The sequence below is a fragment of the Roseovarius tolerans genome (assembly GCF_028885395.1).
GTDB classification, from domain to species: domain Bacteria; phylum Pseudomonadota; class Alphaproteobacteria; order Rhodobacterales; family Rhodobacteraceae; genus Roseovarius; species Roseovarius tolerans.
This window is the reverse complement of the sequence record NZ_CP118494.1, coordinates 388,127-408,146: the sequence shown is the minus strand read 5'-3', so window position 1 is coordinate 408,146 and position 20,020 is coordinate 388,127. Positions and strand designations below refer to the sequence as shown.

19 protein-coding genes are annotated in these 20,020 nt (G+C 63.6%); 10 read left to right on the top strand and 9 right to left on the bottom strand.

Translation table 11 applies throughout. The features are described from left to right. Positions 1 to 26: 26 nt before the first annotated feature. The 4 genes from PVU19_RS01875 (at position 27) to PVU19_RS01860 (ending at position 3,757) form a co-directional block, all read left to right on the top strand. The gene (locus PVU19_RS01875; RefSeq protein WP_152911623.1) at positions 27 to 1,292 is read left to right on the top strand and encodes an ABC transporter substrate-binding protein; all 1,266 of its coding nucleotides are present in this window, start codon (positions 27 to 29) and stop codon (positions 1,290 to 1,292) included. A gap of 99 nt (positions 1,293 to 1,391) precedes the next feature. Then, positions 1,392 to 2,246, top strand: a complete 855-nt coding sequence (locus tag PVU19_RS01870; protein WP_074787382.1) for an ABC transporter permease — start codon at positions 1,392 to 1,394, stop codon at positions 2,244 to 2,246. A gap of 2 nt (positions 2,247 to 2,248) precedes the next feature. After that, positions 2,249 to 3,085, top strand: coding sequence for an ABC transporter permease (locus PVU19_RS01865; protein ID WP_050662291.1), 837 nt, complete (start codon positions 2,249 to 2,251; stop codon positions 3,083 to 3,085). 3 nt (positions 3,086 to 3,088) lie between these two features. Continuing rightward, positions 3,089 to 3,757 carry an aspartate/glutamate racemase family protein gene (locus tag PVU19_RS01860; RefSeq protein WP_050662292.1) on the top strand — a complete coding sequence of 223 codons (669 nt, stop codon included), beginning with the start codon at positions 3,089 to 3,091 and terminating at the stop codon, positions 3,755 to 3,757. On the opposite strand, the gene PVU19_RS01855 is transcribed toward PVU19_RS01860, so the two are convergent. Then, positions 3,744 to 4,343, bottom strand: coding sequence for a TetR/AcrR family transcriptional regulator (locus PVU19_RS01855; protein ID WP_235575755.1), 600 nt, complete (start codon positions 4,341 to 4,343; stop codon positions 3,744 to 3,746). The two genes, PVU19_RS01860 and PVU19_RS01855, sit on opposite strands and share 14 nt — an antisense overlap. A 201-nt stretch (positions 4,344 to 4,544) precedes the next feature. Between PVU19_RS01855 and PVU19_RS01850 the strand changes: the two genes are divergently transcribed. Both PVU19_RS01850 and PVU19_RS01845 read left to right on the top strand, forming a co-directional pair. Next, a complete protein-coding gene (locus PVU19_RS01850) occupies positions 4,545 to 5,660 on the top strand; it encodes an efflux RND transporter periplasmic adaptor subunit (RefSeq protein WP_050662328.1) in 1,116 nt (371 codons plus the stop codon). A 20-nt stretch (positions 5,661 to 5,680) separates the two neighbouring features. Then, positions 5,681 to 8,785: an efflux RND transporter permease subunit gene (locus PVU19_RS01845; RefSeq protein ID WP_050662294.1), complete on the top strand. Its 3,105-nt coding sequence runs from the start codon at positions 5,681 to 5,683 to the stop codon at positions 8,783 to 8,785. A 2-nt stretch (positions 8,786 to 8,787) separates the two neighbouring features. On the opposite strand, the gene panC is transcribed toward PVU19_RS01845, so the two are convergent. Both panC and panB read right to left on the bottom strand, forming a co-directional pair. Beyond that, complete coding sequence (gene panC, locus PVU19_RS01840; RefSeq protein WP_050662295.1) at positions 8,788 to 9,633, bottom strand: pantoate--beta-alanine ligase; 846 nt, start codon at positions 9,631 to 9,633, stop codon at positions 8,788 to 8,790. Beyond that, entirely contained in the window at positions 9,630 to 10,457 is an 828-nt protein-coding gene (gene panB, locus PVU19_RS01835) for a 3-methyl-2-oxobutanoate hydroxymethyltransferase (protein ID WP_050662296.1), read from the bottom strand. Before panB ends, panC begins: the two co-directional genes overlap by 4 nt. A gap of 193 nt (positions 10,458 to 10,650) precedes the next feature. On the opposite strand from panB, the gene PVU19_RS01830 reads away from it, so the two are divergent. After that, complete coding sequence (locus PVU19_RS01830; RefSeq protein WP_050662297.1) at positions 10,651 to 13,158, top strand: GcvT family protein; 2,508 nt, start codon at positions 10,651 to 10,653, stop codon at positions 13,156 to 13,158. Positions 13,159 to 13,188: 30 nt separating this feature from the next. Here PVU19_RS01830 and PVU19_RS01825 read toward each other — a convergent pair whose 3' ends face one another. From PVU19_RS01825 to PVU19_RS01805, 5 genes are all read right to left on the bottom strand, one after another. Further along, positions 13,189 to 13,926, bottom strand: a complete 738-nt coding sequence (locus PVU19_RS01825; RefSeq protein ID WP_050662298.1) for a glycoside hydrolase family 25 protein — start codon at positions 13,924 to 13,926, stop codon at positions 13,189 to 13,191. Between the two features lie 87 nt (positions 13,927 to 14,013). Next, positions 14,014 to 14,616, bottom strand: coding sequence for a DUF937 domain-containing protein (locus PVU19_RS01820; RefSeq protein WP_235575757.1), 603 nt, complete (start codon positions 14,614 to 14,616; stop codon positions 14,014 to 14,016). A 97-nt stretch (positions 14,617 to 14,713) separates the two neighbouring features. After that, positions 14,714 to 15,052 carry a carboxymuconolactone decarboxylase family protein gene (locus PVU19_RS01815; RefSeq protein WP_050662299.1) on the bottom strand — a complete coding sequence of 113 codons (339 nt, stop codon included), beginning with the start codon at positions 15,050 to 15,052 and terminating at the stop codon, positions 14,714 to 14,716. Positions 15,053 to 15,122: 70 nt separating this feature from the next. After that, positions 15,123 to 15,782, bottom strand: a complete 660-nt coding sequence (locus tag PVU19_RS01810; protein ID WP_050662300.1) for a DUF938 domain-containing protein — start codon at positions 15,780 to 15,782, stop codon at positions 15,123 to 15,125. Position 15,783: 1 nt separating this feature from the next. Then, positions 15,784 to 16,719 carry an aldo/keto reductase gene (locus PVU19_RS01805; RefSeq protein WP_050662301.1) on the bottom strand — a complete coding sequence of 312 codons (936 nt, stop codon included), beginning with the start codon at positions 16,717 to 16,719 and terminating at the stop codon, positions 15,784 to 15,786. Positions 16,720 to 16,830: 111 nt separating this feature from the next. Between PVU19_RS01805 and PVU19_RS01800 the strand changes: the two genes are divergently transcribed. Genes PVU19_RS01800 through PVU19_RS01790 form a run of 3 tightly spaced genes read left to right on the top strand, consistent with a single transcriptional unit; the run spans position 16,831 to position 18,886 of the window. After that, a complete protein-coding gene (locus PVU19_RS01800; RefSeq protein WP_050662302.1) occupies positions 16,831 to 17,493 on the top strand; it encodes a phosphatidylserine decarboxylase in 663 nt (220 codons plus the stop codon). A 59-nt stretch (positions 17,494 to 17,552) separates the two neighbouring features. Continuing rightward, positions 17,553 to 18,245: a CDP-alcohol phosphatidyltransferase family protein gene (locus tag PVU19_RS01795; protein WP_050662330.1), complete on the top strand. Its 693-nt coding sequence runs from the start codon at positions 17,553 to 17,555 to the stop codon at positions 18,243 to 18,245. A gap of 20 nt (positions 18,246 to 18,265) precedes the next feature. Further along, on the top strand, positions 18,266 to 18,886 hold the full coding sequence (locus tag PVU19_RS01790; RefSeq protein WP_050662303.1) for a class I SAM-dependent methyltransferase: 621 nt from the start codon (positions 18,266 to 18,268) through the stop codon (positions 18,884 to 18,886). Between the two features lie 58 nt (positions 18,887 to 18,944). On the opposite strand, the gene PVU19_RS01785 is transcribed toward PVU19_RS01790, so the two are convergent. Continuing rightward, entirely contained in the window at positions 18,945 to 20,018 is a 1,074-nt protein-coding gene (locus PVU19_RS01785) for a BMP family ABC transporter substrate-binding protein (protein WP_050662304.1), read from the bottom strand. Positions 20,019 to 20,020: the final 2 nt, after the last annotated feature.

Here is a 20,020-nt window from a genome sequence, read left to right as displayed (position 1 = left end):
AACGGAGAGGACCAACCATGACGACGATCTGCAAGACCCGCTACAGCCGCCGAAGCCTGCTCAAATCAGGAGGCGCAGCACTTGCCGCCTCTGCCCTGCCTGCGCCGATGGTCTGGGGTCAGGAAGGCAAGGATATCGTGCTGCGCCAGTTCGGCACCGGGGTGTCCAACCTCAACGAGGTGGCAACCAAGGTAAAGCAGGATCTGGGCATCACGCTTGAGATGACGGCGCTTGATACCGACAGCGTGACACAGCGCGCCGCCACACAACCCGACAGCTTCGACATCGCCGATATTGAGTATTTCGTCTGTAGAAAGGTCTGGCCGACCGGCAACCTGCAAGCGATGGATGCCGGCCGGATCGAGAATTACGACAAGATCGTCGGTATTTTCCGCGACGGCAAACTGACCCCCGAAAGCGAGATCGCCCAAGGCACCGCTCCGCATACGGTCGGCTTTGTCGAAGGGCCGGGCGGCACTGACTTCGTGGATACCGAAAGCGGCTGGATGACGCTGATCCCCACGATCTACAACGCCGATACGCTCGGCATCCGCCCCGATCTGATCGGGCGTCCGATCGAAAGCTGGACCGAGTTGCTCAACCCCGAGTTCAAGGGCAAGGCGTCGATCCTCGACATCTCCTCGATCGGAATCATGGACATGGCGATGGTCTGCGAGGCGATGGGCGAGATCACCTATGGCAACAAGGGCAACATGACCGTCGAGGAGATCGACAAGACCATCGCGATCTTCACCGAAGCCAAGAAGGCAGGCCAGTTCCGCGCGTTCTGGAAAACCTTCGACGAGAGCGTGAACCTGATGGCGAGCGGCGAGGTGGTGATCCAGTCGATGTGGTCGCCCGCCATCACGGCAGTGCGTTCACGCGATATTCCCTGCGTCTACCAGCCGCTGAAAGAGGGCTATCGTTCATGGGGCGGCGGCATCGGGCTGTCGGCGTCGCTCTCGGGAATGGAGCTGGGTGCGGCCTATGAGTACATCAACTGGTATCTCAGTGGCTGGGTCGGCGGTTTCCTGATGCGGCAGGGGTATTATTCGGCGGTGCCCGAAACCTCCAAGGCGTTCATGAGCGAGAACGAATGGGGCTACTGGTTCGAGGGCAAGGAAAGCACTGACGTGATCACCTCGCCCTTCGGTGACGAGCTTGCCGGTGTGGGCGAAATCCGTGATGGCGGGTCGTTCTATGACCGGATGGGCGCGGTGGCCTGCTGGAACTCCGTCATGGACGAAAACCAGTACATGGTCCGCAAGTGGAATGAGTTCATTGCCGCCTGAGTGAGGCATCGGATCGCCTTTGGCGATCCGACCAACTGGGGGGCGTTCCGCCCCCCAGACCCCCTGAGAGTATTTTTCCCAAAAAGAAGAGGCTGCCGGGTGCTGCGAAATCGAAACCTTGTCGGATGGCTGCAAGCGGCCCCGCTGGCGACCGTTCTGTTGGGCTTTCTCGTGGCCCCAATAGCCATGATCGTCATCGTCAGCTTCTGGGGCGCGACAGAATACTCGATCTACCCGGCATTTCAATTCGACAATTACCAATTCCTCTTCAGCTCTCCCGTGACCTACACGGTTTTTTTCAACACGCTCAAATATGCGGCGATCACCTGGGCCTTTACCCTCGTCATCGGCTTTACCGTGGCCTATTTCCTGGCCTTCGAGATCCGTAGCCTGAAATGGCAGATCGCACTTTTCCTTCTCTGCACCATCCCGTTCTGGACGTCGAACATCATCCGTATGATCAGCTGGATTCCGTTTCTTGGCCGCAACGGCATCGCCAATTCGACGCTGATCAGTTGGGGCGTCATCGACGAGCCGCTGGAATGGCTTTTGTTCTCGGACTTCTCGGTAATCCTTGCCTTCGTTCATCTCTACACGCTGTTCATGGTGGTGCCGATCTTCAACTCGATGATGCGGATCGACCGGTCATTGATCGAAGCCGCGCGCGATTGCGGTGCCAATGGCTTTCAGACCCTGTGGAACGTGATTGTGCCGCTGTGCAAGCCGGGCATCATGATCGGCACGATCTTTGTCACAACGCTGGTGATGGGGGATTTCATCACCGTTCGGTTCATGTCCGGCTCGCAGCGCGCCAATGTCGGGCGGCTCATCTCGAACGATATCAGCCTGCTGCAATACCCCTCGGCGGCGGCCACGGCGGTGGTGCTGCTCTGCACGGTGCTGATCGTGATCGCCGTGCTGTTGCGGCTGGTCGATATCCGAAAGGAGTTGTGAGCATGGAACGACGCAGCCGGAGTTTTTACCTGCTGGCCGCATTTTTCGGGCTGTTCGTGCTGTTTCTCTATGGCCCGATCGTGACCATCGGCATCCTGAGTTTCCAGGGGCCGCAAGGTGGCCTCACCTTTCCGATGAACGGCGTCTCATTGCACTGGTTCCGGGACTTGTTCGAAGAACAGGCCGTCGGTGATATCTGGGGCAGTTTCCGTCGGTCATTCGCCCTCGGGCTGATGGTGATGGTGACGACGGTGGTGGTCTCGGTTCTGGCAGGGCTGGCGTTCCGCAAACGCTTTGCCGGGGCGACGGTGCTGTTCTACCTGAGCATCGCCTCGCTGGTAATCCCGTCGATCCTGATCTCTCTCGGCGTCGGGCTAATCTTCAATCAACTGGGGTTCAGGGTGCATTGGATCACCTCCGGTTTTGGAAGTCAGCTGACATGGACCCTGCCCTTTGGCCTGCTGATCATGTTTGCGGTCTTCAACCGGTTCGACAAGAGCTATGAGGAGGCTGCGCGCGATCAGGGGGCGACGCCCTGGCAGACCTTTGCGCATGTTATCCTGCCGATCATCGCACCGTCGCTTTTGGGGGTCGCGCTGTTCGGCTTCACCCTGAGCTATGACGAATTCGCCCGCACCCTGCTCACGGCGGGCAGCTACAACACGCTGCCGCTGGAAATCTTCGGCATGACCACCAATGTCACCACCCCGGTGATCTTTGCGCTCGGCACGCTGACCACGCTGTTTTCACTGGCGGTGATCGGCACCTTCTTTCTCACCCTCTGGCTTCTGTCGCGCCGGCGCAAGCGCCCGTCGGACGCAGGCAAGGGGATGGTCTGACCGGTGGCCGTGATCCTCATCAACCCCAACAGCACAGAGGCCATGACCCAAAGCGCGCTGACCGCCGCACGGCTGGCCGCCCCCGATCTGGAATTCGAGGGCTGGACCTCTGCCCAAGGCCCCGCCGTGATCGAGGGAGAGGCCGATGGCGCGCGCGCGGTGCCGCCCCTGCTGGCGCTGATCCGGAAGGCATCGGATAGCGGGGCCGAGGCGATCATCATCGCCTGTTTCGACGATACCGGGCTCAGCGAGGCGCGCCGCATCGCGACCTGCCCCGTGATCGGGATCGGTCAGGCGAGTTTCGCGCTCGCGGACCTCTTGTCGGATCAGGCGGCGGTGATCACCACGGTCGAGGCCGCCGTTCCGGTGATCACCCGCAACATCGCGCAGCATGGCTATAGCGCAACCATCCCGCAGGTTCTCGCCGCCGACACCCCCGTTCTGATGCTGGAGGAAGAGCCCGCCCGTGCCGCCGCGTATTTCGCGCGTACATCGACACGCGTCACACCCGGCACGACGCTGGCCATACTGGGATGCGCCGGGGCCGTGACGATCATTGGCGCGGTGGCCAAGGCGGTGCCATTTCCGGTCATCGACGGGGTCACGGCAGCCGCGCAATTGTGCCGCGTGCTGGTCGCGGCGTCGAAACGGAACGCACTCAACGCGCCATGACACCGCCAAGGAAAACACCAATGGCCAGCCGCGTTCGGGCGGCAAACCCTTCGGGCGAGGCCAGCCGGGAAGGGTCGAGCAGCGATTCCAGCGGCCACGGGCGCAGCATGTCGAGCAAAAGTGCTGCGGCCTTCCCGGTATCATCCAGGTTGATCTCCGCGCGTGCGACCCCGCGATCCAACTCTGCGGTCAGAATGCGCAGATCCCGCTGCATCAGCCGATCCACCAGATCACGCCCGATCTCGGGACAGGCGGGTACCTGAGCCATGAAGGTCCGCAGGATTTCCAGCGGCAAGCCGTAGCCCTGATGACGCGCATTGCGAGACATGAGACGGGTCAGTCGCTCGGCAATCGGCAGGGCAGTTTCGGGCGCGGACAAGGGCTGAATGAATTGCTCCGCGACCTTGTCCATATAAGCGCGCAAGAGCGTGGTCCGGCTCGGAAAGACATCGTAGAGCGTGCGCTTCGACATCCCCGCATGGCGCGCGATCGCCTGCATCGTTGCCCCGTCCAGCCCGGCCTCCGAATGCAGTTCTTCAAGCGCGGCGAAGATCGCCTTGCGCCGGGCGTCTGTCGACAACGTCACCGGACGGCCACGCCGTCCCGGATCACACTGCCCGATTGGCGGGCGCTTTACCGGTATCGACCCCATTCATCCCCGCACAGTCACTGTGCGCCCCCAATTGCGCGCTTGCCATTTTCAAACGCGTCATATTTATAAAACCCTAAAGTTTTATAAATCAACGGACGCATGCGCGCCAATCCTTTATGCGTGAAAGGGCTTGTGATGGCTTATCTCCCCCGTTTCATGGCTGCACTCGCGGCCTGTGCCTGCCTGATGCCAGCGGCGCTGTCGGCACAGCAGGGGCAAGGCCGTGCGCCAGTGACGGTGGTCACGGTCGAGCCGCAGGACGTGACATTGACCTCGCTCTTGCCCGGGCGCGTCGCCGCCTCCGCCGAGGCCGAAGTGCGCCCGCAGGTCAACGGCATCATCATCGAACGCCTGTTCGAAGAAGGCGCGGACGTGTCCGAGGATGATCCGCTCTACCAGATCGACCGGGCGACCTATGAGGCCACCGTCCGACAGGCACGCGCCAGCGTTGCACAGGCCGAGGCACAACTGCGCGCCGCCGAACGCGAGGCGAACCGATTGGTGGAACTGCAATCGCGCAACGTGGCCAGCGAGCAGGCCCTCGATGAGGCGGTATCGGCGCGTGACAGCGCCGAGGCCGGTCTGGAACTGGCGCGCGCGCAACTCAACTCCGCCGAGATCGAGCTGTCGCGCACCACGATCCGCGCGCGGCTATCTGGTCGGATCGGCCTGTCGCAGACATCGCAAGGCGCGCTCGTGACCGCAAGCCAGGCGCAGCCGCTGGCGGTGATCCGCAATATCAACCCGGTCTATGTGGACGTCACCCAATCCGCCGCCGACCTGCTCCGCTGGCGGCGCGGCGAGACCGAAGAGGAGTTGCGCGGCGCGGATGCGACCGTGCGGCTGATCCTCGCGGATGGCTCGGATTATTCCGAAACCGGACAGCTCAAGGCCGCCGAGCCGAATGTCGATCCGCAGACCGGCGTGGTGACGTTGCGCATGCAGTTCGACAATCCCGATCTGCTGCTCTTGCCCGGCATGTATGTACAGGTCGACATGCCCGTCGAGGTGGCCGAATCCGTCTATCTTGTCCCGCAGGAAGGCGTCGTGCGCGACCGGCGCGGGCGGCCCAACGCATGGGTGGTGAATGAAGAAAACGTGATCGAGGAGCGCACGATCAGCATCCTGCAGGATCGTGGCAACCAATGGGTTGTGGACGAGGGGCTCAATCCTGGGGATCGCATCGTCGTCTCCGGCTTTCAGAAAACCGCAGCAGGGGCGACAGTGACGCCCGAACCGCGCGCAGAATAACCGGGCAAAGGACGTAAAGCATGGCACGTTTCTTCATCGACCGCCCGGTCTTTGCCTGGGTCATCTCGATCCTGATCATGGGCGTGGGCGTACTGGCGATCCGGCTATTGCCGGTGGCGCAATATCCCGAGATTGCCCCGCCCTCGGTCACAGTGGCCGCCAACTACCCCGGCGCCTCCGCTGATACGGTCGCCAATACCGTGACGCAGGTGATCGAACAGCAGATGACCGGGCTCGATGGCTTGCGCTATTTCTCGTCGCGCTCCACCTCGCAGGGCAATGCCGAGATCACGCTGACCTTCGAGACTGGCACCGATGCCGATATCGCGCAGGTGCAGGTGCAAAACAAGCTGGGTCAGGCCACGCCGCTCCTGCCGGAAATCGTCCAGCGTCAGGGCATCACGGTCGAGAAATCCTCGGCCGGGTTCCTGATGGTCGTGGGCATGATCTCGACCGATGGCGCGCTCGAACAGGTGGACTTGTCAGACTACATGTCCACCAACCTCGTGGACGAGCTGAGCCGGGTCGAGGGCGTCGGCTCGGTGCAGGTCTTCGGCTCAGAATACGCCATGCGGATCTGGCTCGACCCGTCCAAGCTGGCGGCCTTCGGCATGTCCCCCTCGGAGGTCGTGGCCGCCGTCTCGGCGCAGAACGCGCAAATCTCAGCGGGGGCGTTCGGCGCCCGGCCCGCAGTCGACGGCCAGCAACTCAACGCCACGATCACCGCGCAATCGCTGCTGAGCACGCCCGAGGATTTCCGCCAGATCGTGCTGCGTGCCGAGACCGATGGCGGCCTCGTGCTGCTCGATGACGTGGCCCGCGTCGAGATCGGGGCGCAGAACTATGCCACCACGGCGCGCTTCAACACCGATCCTGCGGCAGGCATGGCGATCACGCTGGCACCGGGGGCCAACGCGCTCGACACCGCGCGCGCGATCAAGGAACGGATGGCGGAATTCGCCCGCTTCTTCCCCGAGGGCGTCGATTACGTGATCCCCTATGACACCACGCCCTTTGTGGAGATTTCGATCAAGGAGGTGGTCAAGACCCTGTTCGAGGCCATCGGACTGGTGTTCCTCGTGATGCTGCTCTTCCTGCAAAACCTGCGCGCCACGCTCATTCCGACGCTTGCCGTGCCGGTGGTGCTTCTGGGCACCTTCGGGGTGCTCGCCGCCGCCGGTTTCTCGATCAATACGCTCACCATGCTGGCGATGGTGCTGGCCATCGGTCTTCTGGTCGATGACGCCATCGTTGTGGTCGAGAATGTCGAGCGGATCATGGAGGAAGAGGGCCTGCCGCCGCGCGAGGCGACGCATAAATCCATGGGCCAGATCACCGGCGCGCTGGTCGGCATCGCCATGGTGCTCTCGGCGGTCTTTGTGCCGATGGCGTTCTTTCCCGGCTCCACCGGCGTGATCTACCAGCAATTCGCGATCACCATCGTCTCGGCGATGGCGCTGTCGGTGGTGGTGGCGATCACGCTGACACCTGCGCTCTGTGCCTCACTGCTAAAACCCAAGGGGCACGAGCCGAAGCGCGGCCCCTTCGCATGGTTCAACACCGGATTCAGCAAGCTGACCAACGGATATACCGGCACGGTGCGCTGGTCGGTGCGCCGCCCGGTGCGGGTCTTCGTGGTCTATCTGGCACTCGCCCTCGGCATGGCGCTGATGTTCCTGCGCACCCCCACCGGGTTCCTGCCCGAAGAAGATCAGGGCATTCTCTTCACCCTCATCCAGACCCCAACAGGCTCGACCGCCGAGCGCACGCTCGACGTGGTGAAACAGGTCGAGAACTACTACCTGGAACAGGAATCCGAAGTGGTCGACTCGATGTTCGGCGTCGTCGGTTTCAGCTTTTCGGGCAACGGTCAGAACATGGGCCTCGCCTTCGTGCAGCTCAAGGACTGGGACGAACGCCCGCGACCCGATCAAAGCGTGCAGGCCCTCGCCGGTCGCGCCTTTGGTGCGTTCAGCCAGATCCGCGACGCGCAGGTTTTCCCGGTGGTGCCGCCCTCAGTGATCGAACTGGGCAACGTCTCGGGGTTCGACTTCTACCTGCAGGCGCGTGGCGGGCAGAGCCATGGAGATCTGATGGCGGCGCGCAATCAGCTTCTGGGGATGGCCGCGCAAAGCGATCTCATCGCCTCGGCGCGGCCCAACGGGCTGGAGGACGCGGCGCAGTTCAACCTCGATATCGACTGGCGCAAGGCCGGGGCGATGGGGCTGACGCCGACGGATGTCGGCGAGTTGCTGCAAATCGCCTGGGCGGGCACATATGTGAACGATTTCCTCGATCAGGGCCGGATCAAGCGCGTCTATGTGCAGGGCGAGTCCGAGGCCCGCGCCACCCCCACCGATATCGACAAGTGGCGCGTGCGCAACACCAGCGGCGGGCTGGTCCCATTCTCGAATTTCGCCGAAGGCAACTGGGATTACGGCGCGCAGGGGCTATACCGCTATAACGGCATCCCCTCGGTACAGTTGCAGGGCTCTCCCGCGCCCGGCGTCTCGACCGGCGAGGCGATGGCCGAAATGGAGCGGCTTGCCGCAGAGCTTGGCACGGGTTTCGAGCTGGCGTGGACCGGGCTTTCCCTGGAAGAACGCGAATCGGGCAATCAGGCACCGCTTCTCTATGCGCTCTCGCTGGCCGCCGTGTTCCTGTCGTTGGCCGCGCTCTATGAAAGCTGGTCGATCCCCTTCGCCGTCATGCTCGCCATGCCCATCGGCATCGTCGGTGCGCTGACCGGCGCATGGCTCGGTGGGTTCGAGAACGGGGTGTTCTTTCAGGTCGGCCTGCTCACCGTCATCGGCCTCACGGGCAAGAACGCGATCCTGATCGTGGAGTTTGCCCGCGAACGGCACGAGGCGGGCGATCGCGTGATCGAGGCGGTGGCGACGGCGGCGCGGCAACGCTTCCGCCCGATCATCATGACCTCGATGGCCTTCTCGCTTGGCGTTCTGCCGCTGGTGCTCAGCTCCGGCGCGGGCTCGGGCGGGCGCAACGCCATCGGCTCGGGCGTGCTCAGCGGCACCATCTCGGGCACGGTGCTGGGCGTGGTCTTCGTGCCGCTCTTTTTTGTGATCGTGACGCGCCTGTTCCGGCGCGGCGCGGCCAAGCAATAGCCTCAGTCCACCGCGATATTGTCGATCAGCCGCACCCCCGCCAGCCACGCCGCCGCAAACAGCCGCGCCGGGCGCGTGGGGGTGGTGAGCGCCGCAAGATCGTCCTGCGCCCGCAGGTCGAGGTAATCGACCCCGGTGAACCCTGCCCGCTCCAAACGGGCCTTGGCCTGCTCCTGCAACCCGGCGAACGCGTCTCCGGCGCGCAAGCCCTCGGCAATCTTTTCCATCTCTTCGAAGAGTACGGGTGCCTTGGTGCGCGCCCGGTCGGACAGTAGCAGGTTGCGCGACGACAGCGCCAACCCGTCGATGTCGCGGATCGTCGGGCAGCCATGCACGGTGATCGGAATATCCAGATCCCGCGCCATGCGCCGCACCACCATGAATTGCTGGAAATCCTTCTCGCCGAAAAACGCATCGGTCGCAGCGGTCTGGGTGAAAAGCTTGGTCACCACCGTGGCCACCCCATCGAAATGACCGGGACGCCAGGCCCCCTCCATCACGTCGGTCAGGCCGGACACCGACACCGTGGTCGCGAAATGCGCGGGATACATCTGGTCGCCATCCGGCACCCAGAGCGCATCGACGCCAAAACGCTCCAGCTTGCGCGCATCCTCGACCTCGGTCCTTGGATAATTCTTCAGATCCTCGGGATTGTTGAACTGCTTGGGATTGACGAAGATCGTCACGATCACCCGGTCGCAACGCGCCTTGGCCGCCGCCACCAGCGACAGATGCCCGTCATGCAGCGCGCCCATGGTGGGCACGACGCCGATGGTTTCGCCCGCGCGGGTGAAGGGACGGGTGAGATCGCGCAGGTCACTCAGCGCGCGCAGAATCGGGGCAGTCATGCCTTGGGTGCCTTGTCGGAAAACACATGTTCCGGCGCGGGAAAGCGGCGACTGCGCACCTCCTCGGCATAGGCCGTGATCGCCGCCTCACCATCCGCGCCCAAATTGCCGTATCGCTTGACGAATTTCGGCTTGAACGCGGTAAAGAGGCCGAGCATGTCATCGACCACGAGAATCTGCCCGTCGCACCCCGCCGAAGCCCCGATGCCGATGGTGGGAATGCTGATCGCGGCGGTGATCTCGTCGGCCAGCGTCGCGGGCACCTTTTCCAGCACCACCGAGAATGCTCCCGCCTGATCGACGGCGCGCGCGTCCGCCACAAGCGCCTCTGACGCTGCCCCCCGACCCTGCACCTTGTAGCCACCGAGCGTATTGATGGATTGCGGCGTGAGACCGATATGCGCCATCACCGGCACACCTCGCGCCACCAGAAAGCCGATTGTTTCAGCCATGTGTCGCCCGCCTTCGAGCTTGACCGCCGCCGCGCCCGTTTCCGCCATCAGCTTTGCTGCATTGCGGAACGCCTGTGCCGGACTTTCCTCGTAAGACCCGAACGGCATGTCGACGACCATCATGGCACGGCTTAGCCCCCGCGCCACCGCCTGCCCATGCAGGATCATCATCTCCATCGTCACGCCAAGCGTCGATGGCAAACCGTGCAGCACCATCCCCACGCTGTCGCCCACCAGAACGAAATCGCAATGTTCGTCCATCATCTGGGCCATCGGCGTTGTATAGGCGGTCAGGCTGACGATGGGCGTCCCGCCCTTCATCGCCCTTATGTCATCGGGCAGCGGGGCGGATTTCTGGGCAGTGGCGCTCATGGCGGTCTTTCGATTGTCTCGCGTTGCGGCGCAAGCTAGCAAGGCTGGCAGGGGAAATCCACAACTCAGTTTTGCACCGGCGAGGGCGGCAAACGTCGCTTTTGGGCGGCTTTGTGTCGGCTGAATTTCGCACGGATTGGCAGGACTGATAAAGATCGCCCAAACACCGCATACCCCAAGGGAGTCGCATGCCATGAAAACCCAAGTCAAAGCCCTCGTCGTCGGCGGCGGTGCCGTCGGCACCTCCATCGCCTATCATCTGGCCAAGGCGGGCTGGGACGATGTCATGCTGCTGGAGCGCGACGAGCTGACCTCGGGCTCGACATGGCACGCGGCGGGACTCCTGCCGCTCTTCAACATGTCCTACGCCACGACCCATATCCACAAGTATTCGGTCGATTTCTACAAGACGCTGGAAGAAGAGACCGGGCTCAACGCCGGGTTCGCCGTGGTCGGCAACCTGCGCATGGCGCAGACCGACGCGCGCATGGACGAATACATGCTCTACGCCTCCACCGCCGAGACCTGCGGCGTGGCCTATGAATGGCTGACGCCGGAGCAGATCAAGGAGCGCTGGCCGCTGATCGAGACCTCCGACCTCAAGGGCGCGATCTATCACACCGAGGATGGCTACATTAACCCCGCCGACGTGACGCAGGCGATGGCCAAGGGCGCGCGCCAGCGTGGCGTGATGATCGAGCGCAAATGGCAGGCCGATGCGTTCCACTGGAATGGCGCGGCGTGGGAGGTGACCTGCATCAAGATGGTCGAGAAGGGCGGCAACCTCGTGCCCTCGGACGAGCAGATCGTGATCACCGCCGAGCATGTCGTGACAGCCTCCGGCAACCATGCGCAGACCACCGCCAAGAAACTCGGAATCAAGATCCCCGCGATCCCGGTAGAGCATCAGTTCATCGTGATGGACAAGGACCAGGCACTCGTCGATTATCGCGCGAATGGCGGGCGGGAACACCCGGTGATCCGCGAAGCCGATGCGCAATCCTACGTGCGCGAAGAGCGTGGCGGCTGGATTCTCGGGGTCTATGAGAAGAACGCGCCCGCCTGCTTTGAATACGGCGTGCCCGACAGTTTCCGCGCCGACCTCTTCCCGCTCGATCTGGAGCGGATCGAAGAGCAATACATGGCGATGATCCACCGCATCCCGTCCTGCGAGGAAAGCGGTCTCAAGGACGATTTCAACGGCCCGATCTGCTACACGCCCGACGGCAACCCGCTGGTCGGCCCCGCGCCGGGGCTGCGCAACATGTGGCTGGCTGAGGGCTTCTCCTTCGGCATCACCGCTGCTGGCGGCACAGGCTATTACCTCGCGCAGCTGATGGTCGAGGGTGAGGCCGAAATCGACATGGCGAGCCTTGATCCCAAACGCTATTCCTCGAACTGGATGACCACCGAGTTCGCGGCGCGCAAGAACGAGGAGGCCTATGACCACGTCTATATCCTCCACCACCCTGACGAGGAACGCCCCGCCGCCCGCCCGCTGCGCACCGTCCCGGCCTATGACCGACAAAAGGCGCGCGGCGCGCAGTTCGGCTTTGTCAACGGCTGGGAGCGGCCCAATTACTATGGCCCCGTGGGCGCACCCGACACCTTCGACCATGACGCCCGCAGCTTCCGCCGGGGCGGCTGGTGGCAACATGCCGTGGACGAGGCAAAGGCGATCCGCGAGGGCGTCGGCCTGATCGACGCCACCGCCTTTACCAAGCACGTGATCAAGGGGCCGGGGGCCACCGCCTTCCTCGACTGGTTCACCTGCAACAAGCTGCCGAAAGTGGGCCGCATCAACCTGACCTATGCGCTCACCGATCACGGCACGACCCGCACGGAATACACCATCGTGCGCCTGAAGGAGCACGAATATTACTGCGTCTCCGCCGGAGCATGGACGGAATACGACGCCGATTACCTGCGCAAGGCGGCCGAGGACATGGCCCCCGAATTCGGCTATATCGAGATTCAGGACGTGACCACGCAATGGGGCGTCTTCGCCATCGCCGGTCCGAAATCGCGCGACGTGCTGCTTGAGGTGATCAAGGACGCCGACCCGGCAACGGCGCTCTCCAACAAGCGGTTCCCCTGGCTCTCCGCGCGGCAGATCGAACTGGGCATGTGCCCGGTCAACGCCATCCGCGTCGCCTATACCGGCGAGTTGGGCTGGGAATTGCACCATCCGATCGAGATGCAGAACTACCTCTTCGACCTGCTCGAAAAGGCGGGCGAAAAGCATGGGATGAAGCTGGTCGGCGCGCGCGCGCAAAACTGGCTGCGGCAGGAGAAATCCTATCGCGCCTTCGGCAATGAACTGGGCCGCGACGCCACGCCTTTGGAGGCCGACCTGCCCCGCTTTGTCGATCTCGACAAGGAGTTCCGCGGCAAGGCCAAGCTGGTCGAAACCGGCGTGCGGGTGAAATGCTGCACACTGCTGATCGACGGGCCCGAAGATGCCGATCCCTGGGGCCGCGAAGTGCTCTATACCGAGGACGGCACCCGCGTCGGTCGCCTGACCTCGGGCGGCTATTCGGTGGCCTTCGGGAAATCCATCGGCATGGGCTACGTCAAACCCGAACTGGCGGTTGAGGGCACGAAGCTGCAGGTCAAGATGCTCGACCGGCTCTGGGAGGCGACAGTCACCTGCGACAGCCCCTATGACCCGAAGAACGAGACCATTCGCAAGGATGGGTGAAACAAGCAGGGGGCACCTTCGGGTGCCCCCTCATTTTTCGTGCTGGCGCAACCACCTGCGCCAAGCGCCCACTGACCCGCGAAACACGTTGATATCAACGCCTCCCTCAACCCCCGGCACGATCCCGGTGCCGGTATATTGCCAGAACACCCAAGGGTGACCGGGATAGACCTGATCGGGCGTTTTCGCCACCGAGCGCAGCCAGAATTCCGCCCGTACCTGTCCGATGCCGGTCTGCGCATAGAATTCCGGCGTGGTGTAGATGATCGGGCGCTGGCCGTAGTGACGCTCGACGATATCGAGGAAGATCTCGGCCTGACGCCGGACCTCGCCCCCCGGCGGACGCACCGTGCAGGTGGGCGAAAACGGGTTCCATTCCATGTCGAGCACAGGCGGCAAGGCCTTGCCGCGTTTCGGCACATTACGGATAAACCAGCGCGCCTGCACCTCCGGTGCCGTGCAGAAATAGTAGAAATGATAGGCCCCGCGCGGCACACCGTGGCGCGCCGCCAGCTGCCAGTTGCGGTCGAATTGCGGATCTTTCAGATCGCCGCCTTCGGTCGCCTTGATAAAGGCAAATGCGGCCCCGGAGAGCGCCACGCGCCGCCAGTCGATCTCATTCTGGAACCGCGCCACGTCGATGCCGTGCACCGCATAGCTGGCCGGACCGCGCGGCCCGAAATCCACTGGATCGTAATCGCCAAACCACTCCGCCGAAACAGAAGGGGTGATCAGGCTGATCAGGCAAATGATAAAGACGCGCAACATCAGGCAAGACCCTAGAGCAATGAGGTTCACCAAAGGTTACCCGAAACGGGCCGAAAAGATCAGCCCGTTTCGCAAATATCTCGTGCCTCAGCGCATGAACTTGCCCAGAATATCGTCAAGCGGCGAGCCGTCGCCATCGGCATCCAGCATCTGGCTCAGCATACCGAGGCCGCCGCTTTGCTGATCCCCGGCCTTGCCGCCCATCAACCCGCCGATCATCCCCATCAGGCCCCCGCCCGAAGACCCGCCGGCCTGCATCATGCCGTCGATCTCGCTGTCGGGCATCTGTTTCTGCAAACCACCTTGCGCCATCGCGGCAAGCGCGGGCAGAAACTGGCTGACCGTACCCGCATCCACTCCGGCCCGGTTTGCTGCCTCCTGCGCAAGGCCCTCGGCCTCTTGCCGTCCGCCCATGATCTGCTCGAGAAACGCCATGCCCTGTGCCTGACCGTCCGGGCTGGCTGCGACAGAGGCATCGTCGAACATCTGCGCCTGCCCCTCGCCGCGCATGGCGCCCAGAACATTTTCCATACCGCCCTGCTGCACCCGTTGCTTGGCGGCGGATCCAATGGCCGGGGCCAGCATTCGAGTGAGCTGATCCGCAGTGCCCTGATCGAGCCCGAGCTGCGAGGCAAGTTGCCCCAGACCCTGACCGCCCTGCGCCTGCTGGAGAAGTTTCATGATCGACATTGGCTGACTCCTGTCACTGGTTAATCAATACTGTCAGCCAAGCATGGATCCATCCTATGACAAAGGGGAAGTTTCCGCCGCCCCGGCGCACGGATGCCTAACCTTGGCTCAACTCGTCATAGCAGGTGATCGCCTTGGCGGCATACATCATCGCCGGGCCACCGCCCATCTGGATCGCCATGGCGAGCACGTCGCCGACCTCTTCGCGGGTCGCCCCTGCGCGGATCAGCGCCTCCATATGCAGCCCGATACAGGGCTCGCATTTGGTGGCCACCGCGATACCAAGCGCCACAAATTCCTTGGTCTTGAAGTCGAGCATGCCGCCTTCCTTGACGGCCTTGCCAAGCCCGCCAAAGGCGCGGGCAGTATCGGGGATGAGCGCGTTGAGCGTGCGCAAATCCTCACGGGTGGTGTCGATGGTCTTGGACCAGCTCATGTCAGGGCCTTTCGGTGGCTGCGGTTGCACCTGCAAAACCACCCTTGCCGCGGCTTGGCCTTGATCCAGATCAGCCGGGACGCTCAGCCGCCAGAAAGAGGTTGTTGGCGGGCATGTGGCGAACCGGATGCAGGGTCAGACCCGCCTCGCGTAGCCATTCCTCCACCTCGGCCAGATCCTTGTATCCGATGGCCGGGTCTTGCGCCCTCAGGCTTGCATGAAACCGCGCGTCGCCCTCGGACGTGGCCTGCCCGTCGCGCAGAAACGGCCCGTAGAGCGCAAAGCGTTCGCCGGGGGCAAGCGCCTGCGCCGCCTCCGCGATGATCTGGCATGCCTCGGGCGTGCTGATGAGATGCAGAAGGTTGATCAGCACGATCAGCGCCTGACCCGCCTGCGCCTTGCCCCAGTCCGCTTCGGTCGCATCGAGCGCCATGGCGGCCCGCAGATTGGGCAGACCTGCCTCGGCGACATAGGCGTCGATGCTCGCACGCCGCGCAGGGTCGATCTCGGTCGGTTGCCAGATCAGGCCCGGCATCGCAGCGGCGAAGGCCACCACATGCTGCCCGGTGCCGCTGGCAATTTCCAGCGCGCGCCCCGTCTTGGGCGCGATCTCACACAGAGCTGCGGCAATCGCCGCCGAATTGCGCTCCGCCGAAGGTGCGTGCAGTTTCGCCCCCTCACCCGGATGCGCCACCGAGGCGGAAGGCGGCAAGGGGCGCGGGCCGTTCATCTCAGGCTTCTTCCGTGCGGTCGGTCGCAGGCGACGGCGCGGGGGTAAGTGCTGCAAGACGCTGATAAAGCGCGTCATCCAAGTCGAACGCAATCGCAGCCAGCGACGGCGCGATCTGCGCCGCCGAGCGGCCCGAGATGAGCGGCACAGGCCCGGCAGGATGGCGTGCGGCCCATGCTACGGCAAGCGTCGCGGGGTCGGTGCCAAGCTCTGCCGCGATTTCGACCAAAGCGACAGCTGCCTCGCGCATCCAGTCCTGACCGTAGCGGACAGCATAGCGTTCATTACCCGTCAGCCGCCCGGTCTCGCCGCGCGCATACTTGCCGGTGAGCAGCCCGCCCGCCAGCGGCGAATACCCGGCCACGACCATGCCCTCAGAGGCCGCCATCGGCAGGATTTCCACCTCGGCCTGCCGTTTGATGAGGCTGTACATCGGTTGCAGGATCGAGATTGCCAGATCAAACCGCGCCGCGATACAGGCCGCCTTCATCACCTGCCAGGCCGCGAAATTCGACAGACCCACATGGCTGATCTGGCCGCGCGACTTCAGGTCCGCGAAACATTCCAGCGTTTCCTCAAGCGGGGTGTCGGGATCGAACCGGTGCAAATACAGAATATCGACATGATCCATCCCGAGCCGCCGTCGCGAGAGATCGAACTGCGCGCGGAGATTGTCGGCCCCGGCCCCGCCCGAATACCCCGCCTTGGTGGCGATCACCAGCCGGTCGCGATGCGGTGCCGCGAACTGGCCCAGCAGGGTTTCGGACGCGCCATCGGTATAGAGATGCGCGGTGTCGAAATGGGTGATCCCCGCCGCGAGACAATCGTCGAACATGGCGCGGGAGGCGCTCTCATCCGCTGCATCGCCGAATTGCATGGTGCCAAAGGCAAAGCGGCTGGCCGGGGTTCCGTCGGGGGAAGTGATCTCTGTGCTCATAGAGTGAACATTGCCATGCGCGCCTTGCGAAGAAAAGGTGCCACCTTGCATCTCGCGGGCAAGAGTCATAGGCGGATGCGGAGTGAATGCGCCCCAAGGAGCCCACCCCGCATGAAGATGCACGAAACCTTCATCAAGCCGATGCACCCCGAGGGGCGCAAGTTCGTCGCGATCTTTGCCGCGATCACGCTGGTCCTGTTCATGCTCTGGGATGTGCTGGGCTGGGTGGGCGTCGGCCTCACCGTCTGGTGCTACTATTTCTTCCGCGACCCCGAGCGCGTGACCCCGCAGCGCCCCGGCCTGATCGTCAGCCCGGCAGACGGCATCGTCTCGCTGATCGAGCCTGCGGTGCCGCCCGCCGAGTTGGGCCTGGCAGATGCCCCGCTCACCCGGGTGAGCGTGTTCATGAGCGTCTTCAACTGTCACGTGAACCGCGCCCCGGTGGCGGGCAAGGTCCGTGCCGTCGCGTACCGCCCGGGCAAGTTTCTCAACGCCTCGCTCGACAAGGCGAGTGCCGATAACGAGCGCAACGGCATCGTGATCGAGATGGACGATGGCCGCCTGCTGCCCGTGGTACAAATCGCCGGGCTGGTGGCGCGGCGCATCGTCTGTTTCGTCGGCAAGGGCGGCGCGCTCTCGCGCGGCGAGCGGTTCGGGCTGATCCGCTTCGGGTCGCGTCTCGATGTCTACCTACCCGAAGGGATCGTGCCGCAGGTGCGCGTGGGGCAGACCATGGTCGCAGGCGAAACGGTGATGGCGGAGCTCGAGACGTGACAAAACCCCCGCGCAATACTCCCCGCAAGGAGGTTACGCTGGCGCAGCTTCTGCCCAACATGCTGACCGTGGCGGCGATCTGCGCGGGTGTCACGGCGATCAGGCTGGGGGTCCAGGGCGATTATGTGCGCGCGGTGCAGCTTCTTCTGATCGCAGGCGTGCTCGATGGGCTCGACGGGCGTCTGGCGCGGCTCTTGCGCAGCAGTAGCGCCATGGGGGCCGAGCTCGATTCACTGGCCGACTTCCTCAATTTCGGCGTCGCGGCCCCGCTGGTGATCTATTACTGGGGCTTGCAGGACGCGCGTCACGCGGGCTGGATCGCGGTGCTGTTCTTCGCCATCTGCTGCGTGATGCGCCTCGCGCGCTTCAACGTCAGCGCCAAGGAAGAGGGCGGCAAGGGTGGCTCGGGGGCCTATTTCGAAGGTCTCCCCTCGCCCGCAGGCGCGCTTTTGGCAATGCTGCCGATGTTCGTGACCTTTGCCGTGCCGGGCATGCCGCACCCGCCTGCGATCCTTGTCGGGATATACATGGCGGGCGTCGGCCTGCTGATGATCTCACCGGTGCCTGTCTGGTCGTTCAAGCGCACCAAAATCTCGCGCGAGAACGTCAAGTTCTTCCTCTTGGGCTTTGCCTGCGTCGCCGCCGCGCTCGTGCTTTTCACCTGGGCCGCGCTGATCGTGATGTGTCTAGCCTATGTCGCGATTGTCATCTGGGCGGCCTTGATCTGGTACCCAAAGGACCGATCTGGTTGAGTGGTGCAATGAGGTGAGCGATGGAACTTGATGCGGTAAGGAACTCCTACGCCCGATGGGCGCCGGTCTATGATGCGACCTTTGGCCGGATCACCCATGCCGGGCGGCGCGAGGCGGTGCGCCATATCAACGCGCGCGGCGGGCGCGTGCTCGAGGTGGGGGTCGGTACCGGTCTCTCGCTCGAGGCCTATGATCCTGCCCTTCAGGTCACAGGTTTTGACTACAGCGATGATATGCTGCGCAAGGCCCGCGCGCGTGTGGCGAGGCGCGGTCTGAAACATGTCGAGGCGCTGCACCAGATGGATGCGCGCAGCCTCGATTTTCCCGACTCCAGCTTTGACACCGTCGCTGCCATGCACGTCCTGTCGGTGGTGCCCGAACCCGAACAGGTGATGACAGAAATCGCCCGCGTCCTGCGCCCCGGCGGGCAGGTGGTGATCACCAACCATTTTCGGCACGAACGCGGGGTCTGGGCCGGTCTCGCCCGCGCCGCCGCGCCGCTCGAACGGGTTCTGGGCTGGCATTCGGATTTCGAGATCGACACTGTCCTGCAAGACCCGCGCCTGCACCTGATCACCCGCCGCGACCTCCCGCCGATGGGGATGATGACCTTCCTCGTGCTGGAAAAGCGGGTGAACTGAGCCCAAGAAAAAGCCCCGCCGGACGAGGCGGGGCTTTGGTTCGGCATATGGATGCGTATCAGTTCGGGATTTGCCCGCTGATCCCCTCGACATAGAAATCCATCCCCAGAAGCGTGCCGTCATCGGCGACCTCGCCCTCGGCCAGCCAGGCACTGCCGTCCTGCCGGTTGATCGGGCCGGTGAAGGGGTGATGTTCGCCCTCCGCCATCGCCTGCTTGAGCGCGAGCGCCTCGTCCTTCACATCCGCAGGCACCGCATCGGTGATCTCGCCGATCTCGACCATGCCCTTGTCGATGCCCTGCCAAACCTGCTGGCTCTCCCATGTGCCGTCAATCACCGCCTGCGTGCGCGCGATGTAATAGGGCGACCAGTTGTCGATGATCGAACTCACCCGCGGCAGGGGCTTGTATTCCGCCATGTCCGAGGCCTGCCCGAAGGTAATGACGTCGCCGGCCTTTTCCGCTGCCGCTTGCGGGGCGGTCGAATCGGTATGTTGCAGGATCACGTCTGCGCCCTGCTCGATCAGGGCCGTGGCCGCATCCGCCTCTTTCGCCGGGTCGAACCACGTATAGGCCCAGATGATCTTGAACTCGATCTCGGGGTTGACCTTTTTGGCGTGGAGATAGGCCGCGTTGATGCCGCGAATGACCTCGGGGATCGGAAACGAGGCGATATAGCCGACGATGTTCGACTTGGTCATCTTGCCCGCGATATGGCCCTGCACCGCGCGCCCCTCATAGAATCGCGCCGAATAGGTCGAGAGGTTGGGCAGGGTCTTGTACCCGGTGGCGTGCTCGAATTTCACATTCGGGAATTTCTCGGCCACAGCCACCGTCGGCTCCATGAAGCCAAAGGAGGTGGTAAAGATCAGATCCGCACCCTGAAGCGCCATCTGGGTGATCGCGCGTTCGGCATCTGCGCCTTCGGGCACGCTTTCCTGATAGACGGTCTCGACCTGATCGCCAAAGTGCTCCTCGATGGCCAGGCGCCCCTTGTCATGCTCATAGGTCCAGCCGCCATCACCGATGGGACCGACATAGATAAAGCCGACCTTGGTCTTGTCCTGCGCCACGGCCGTGGTCGCAAGGCCAAGCGCGAGCGCGGCCGAGGTCAGAAGATGCGTGAGTTTCATGC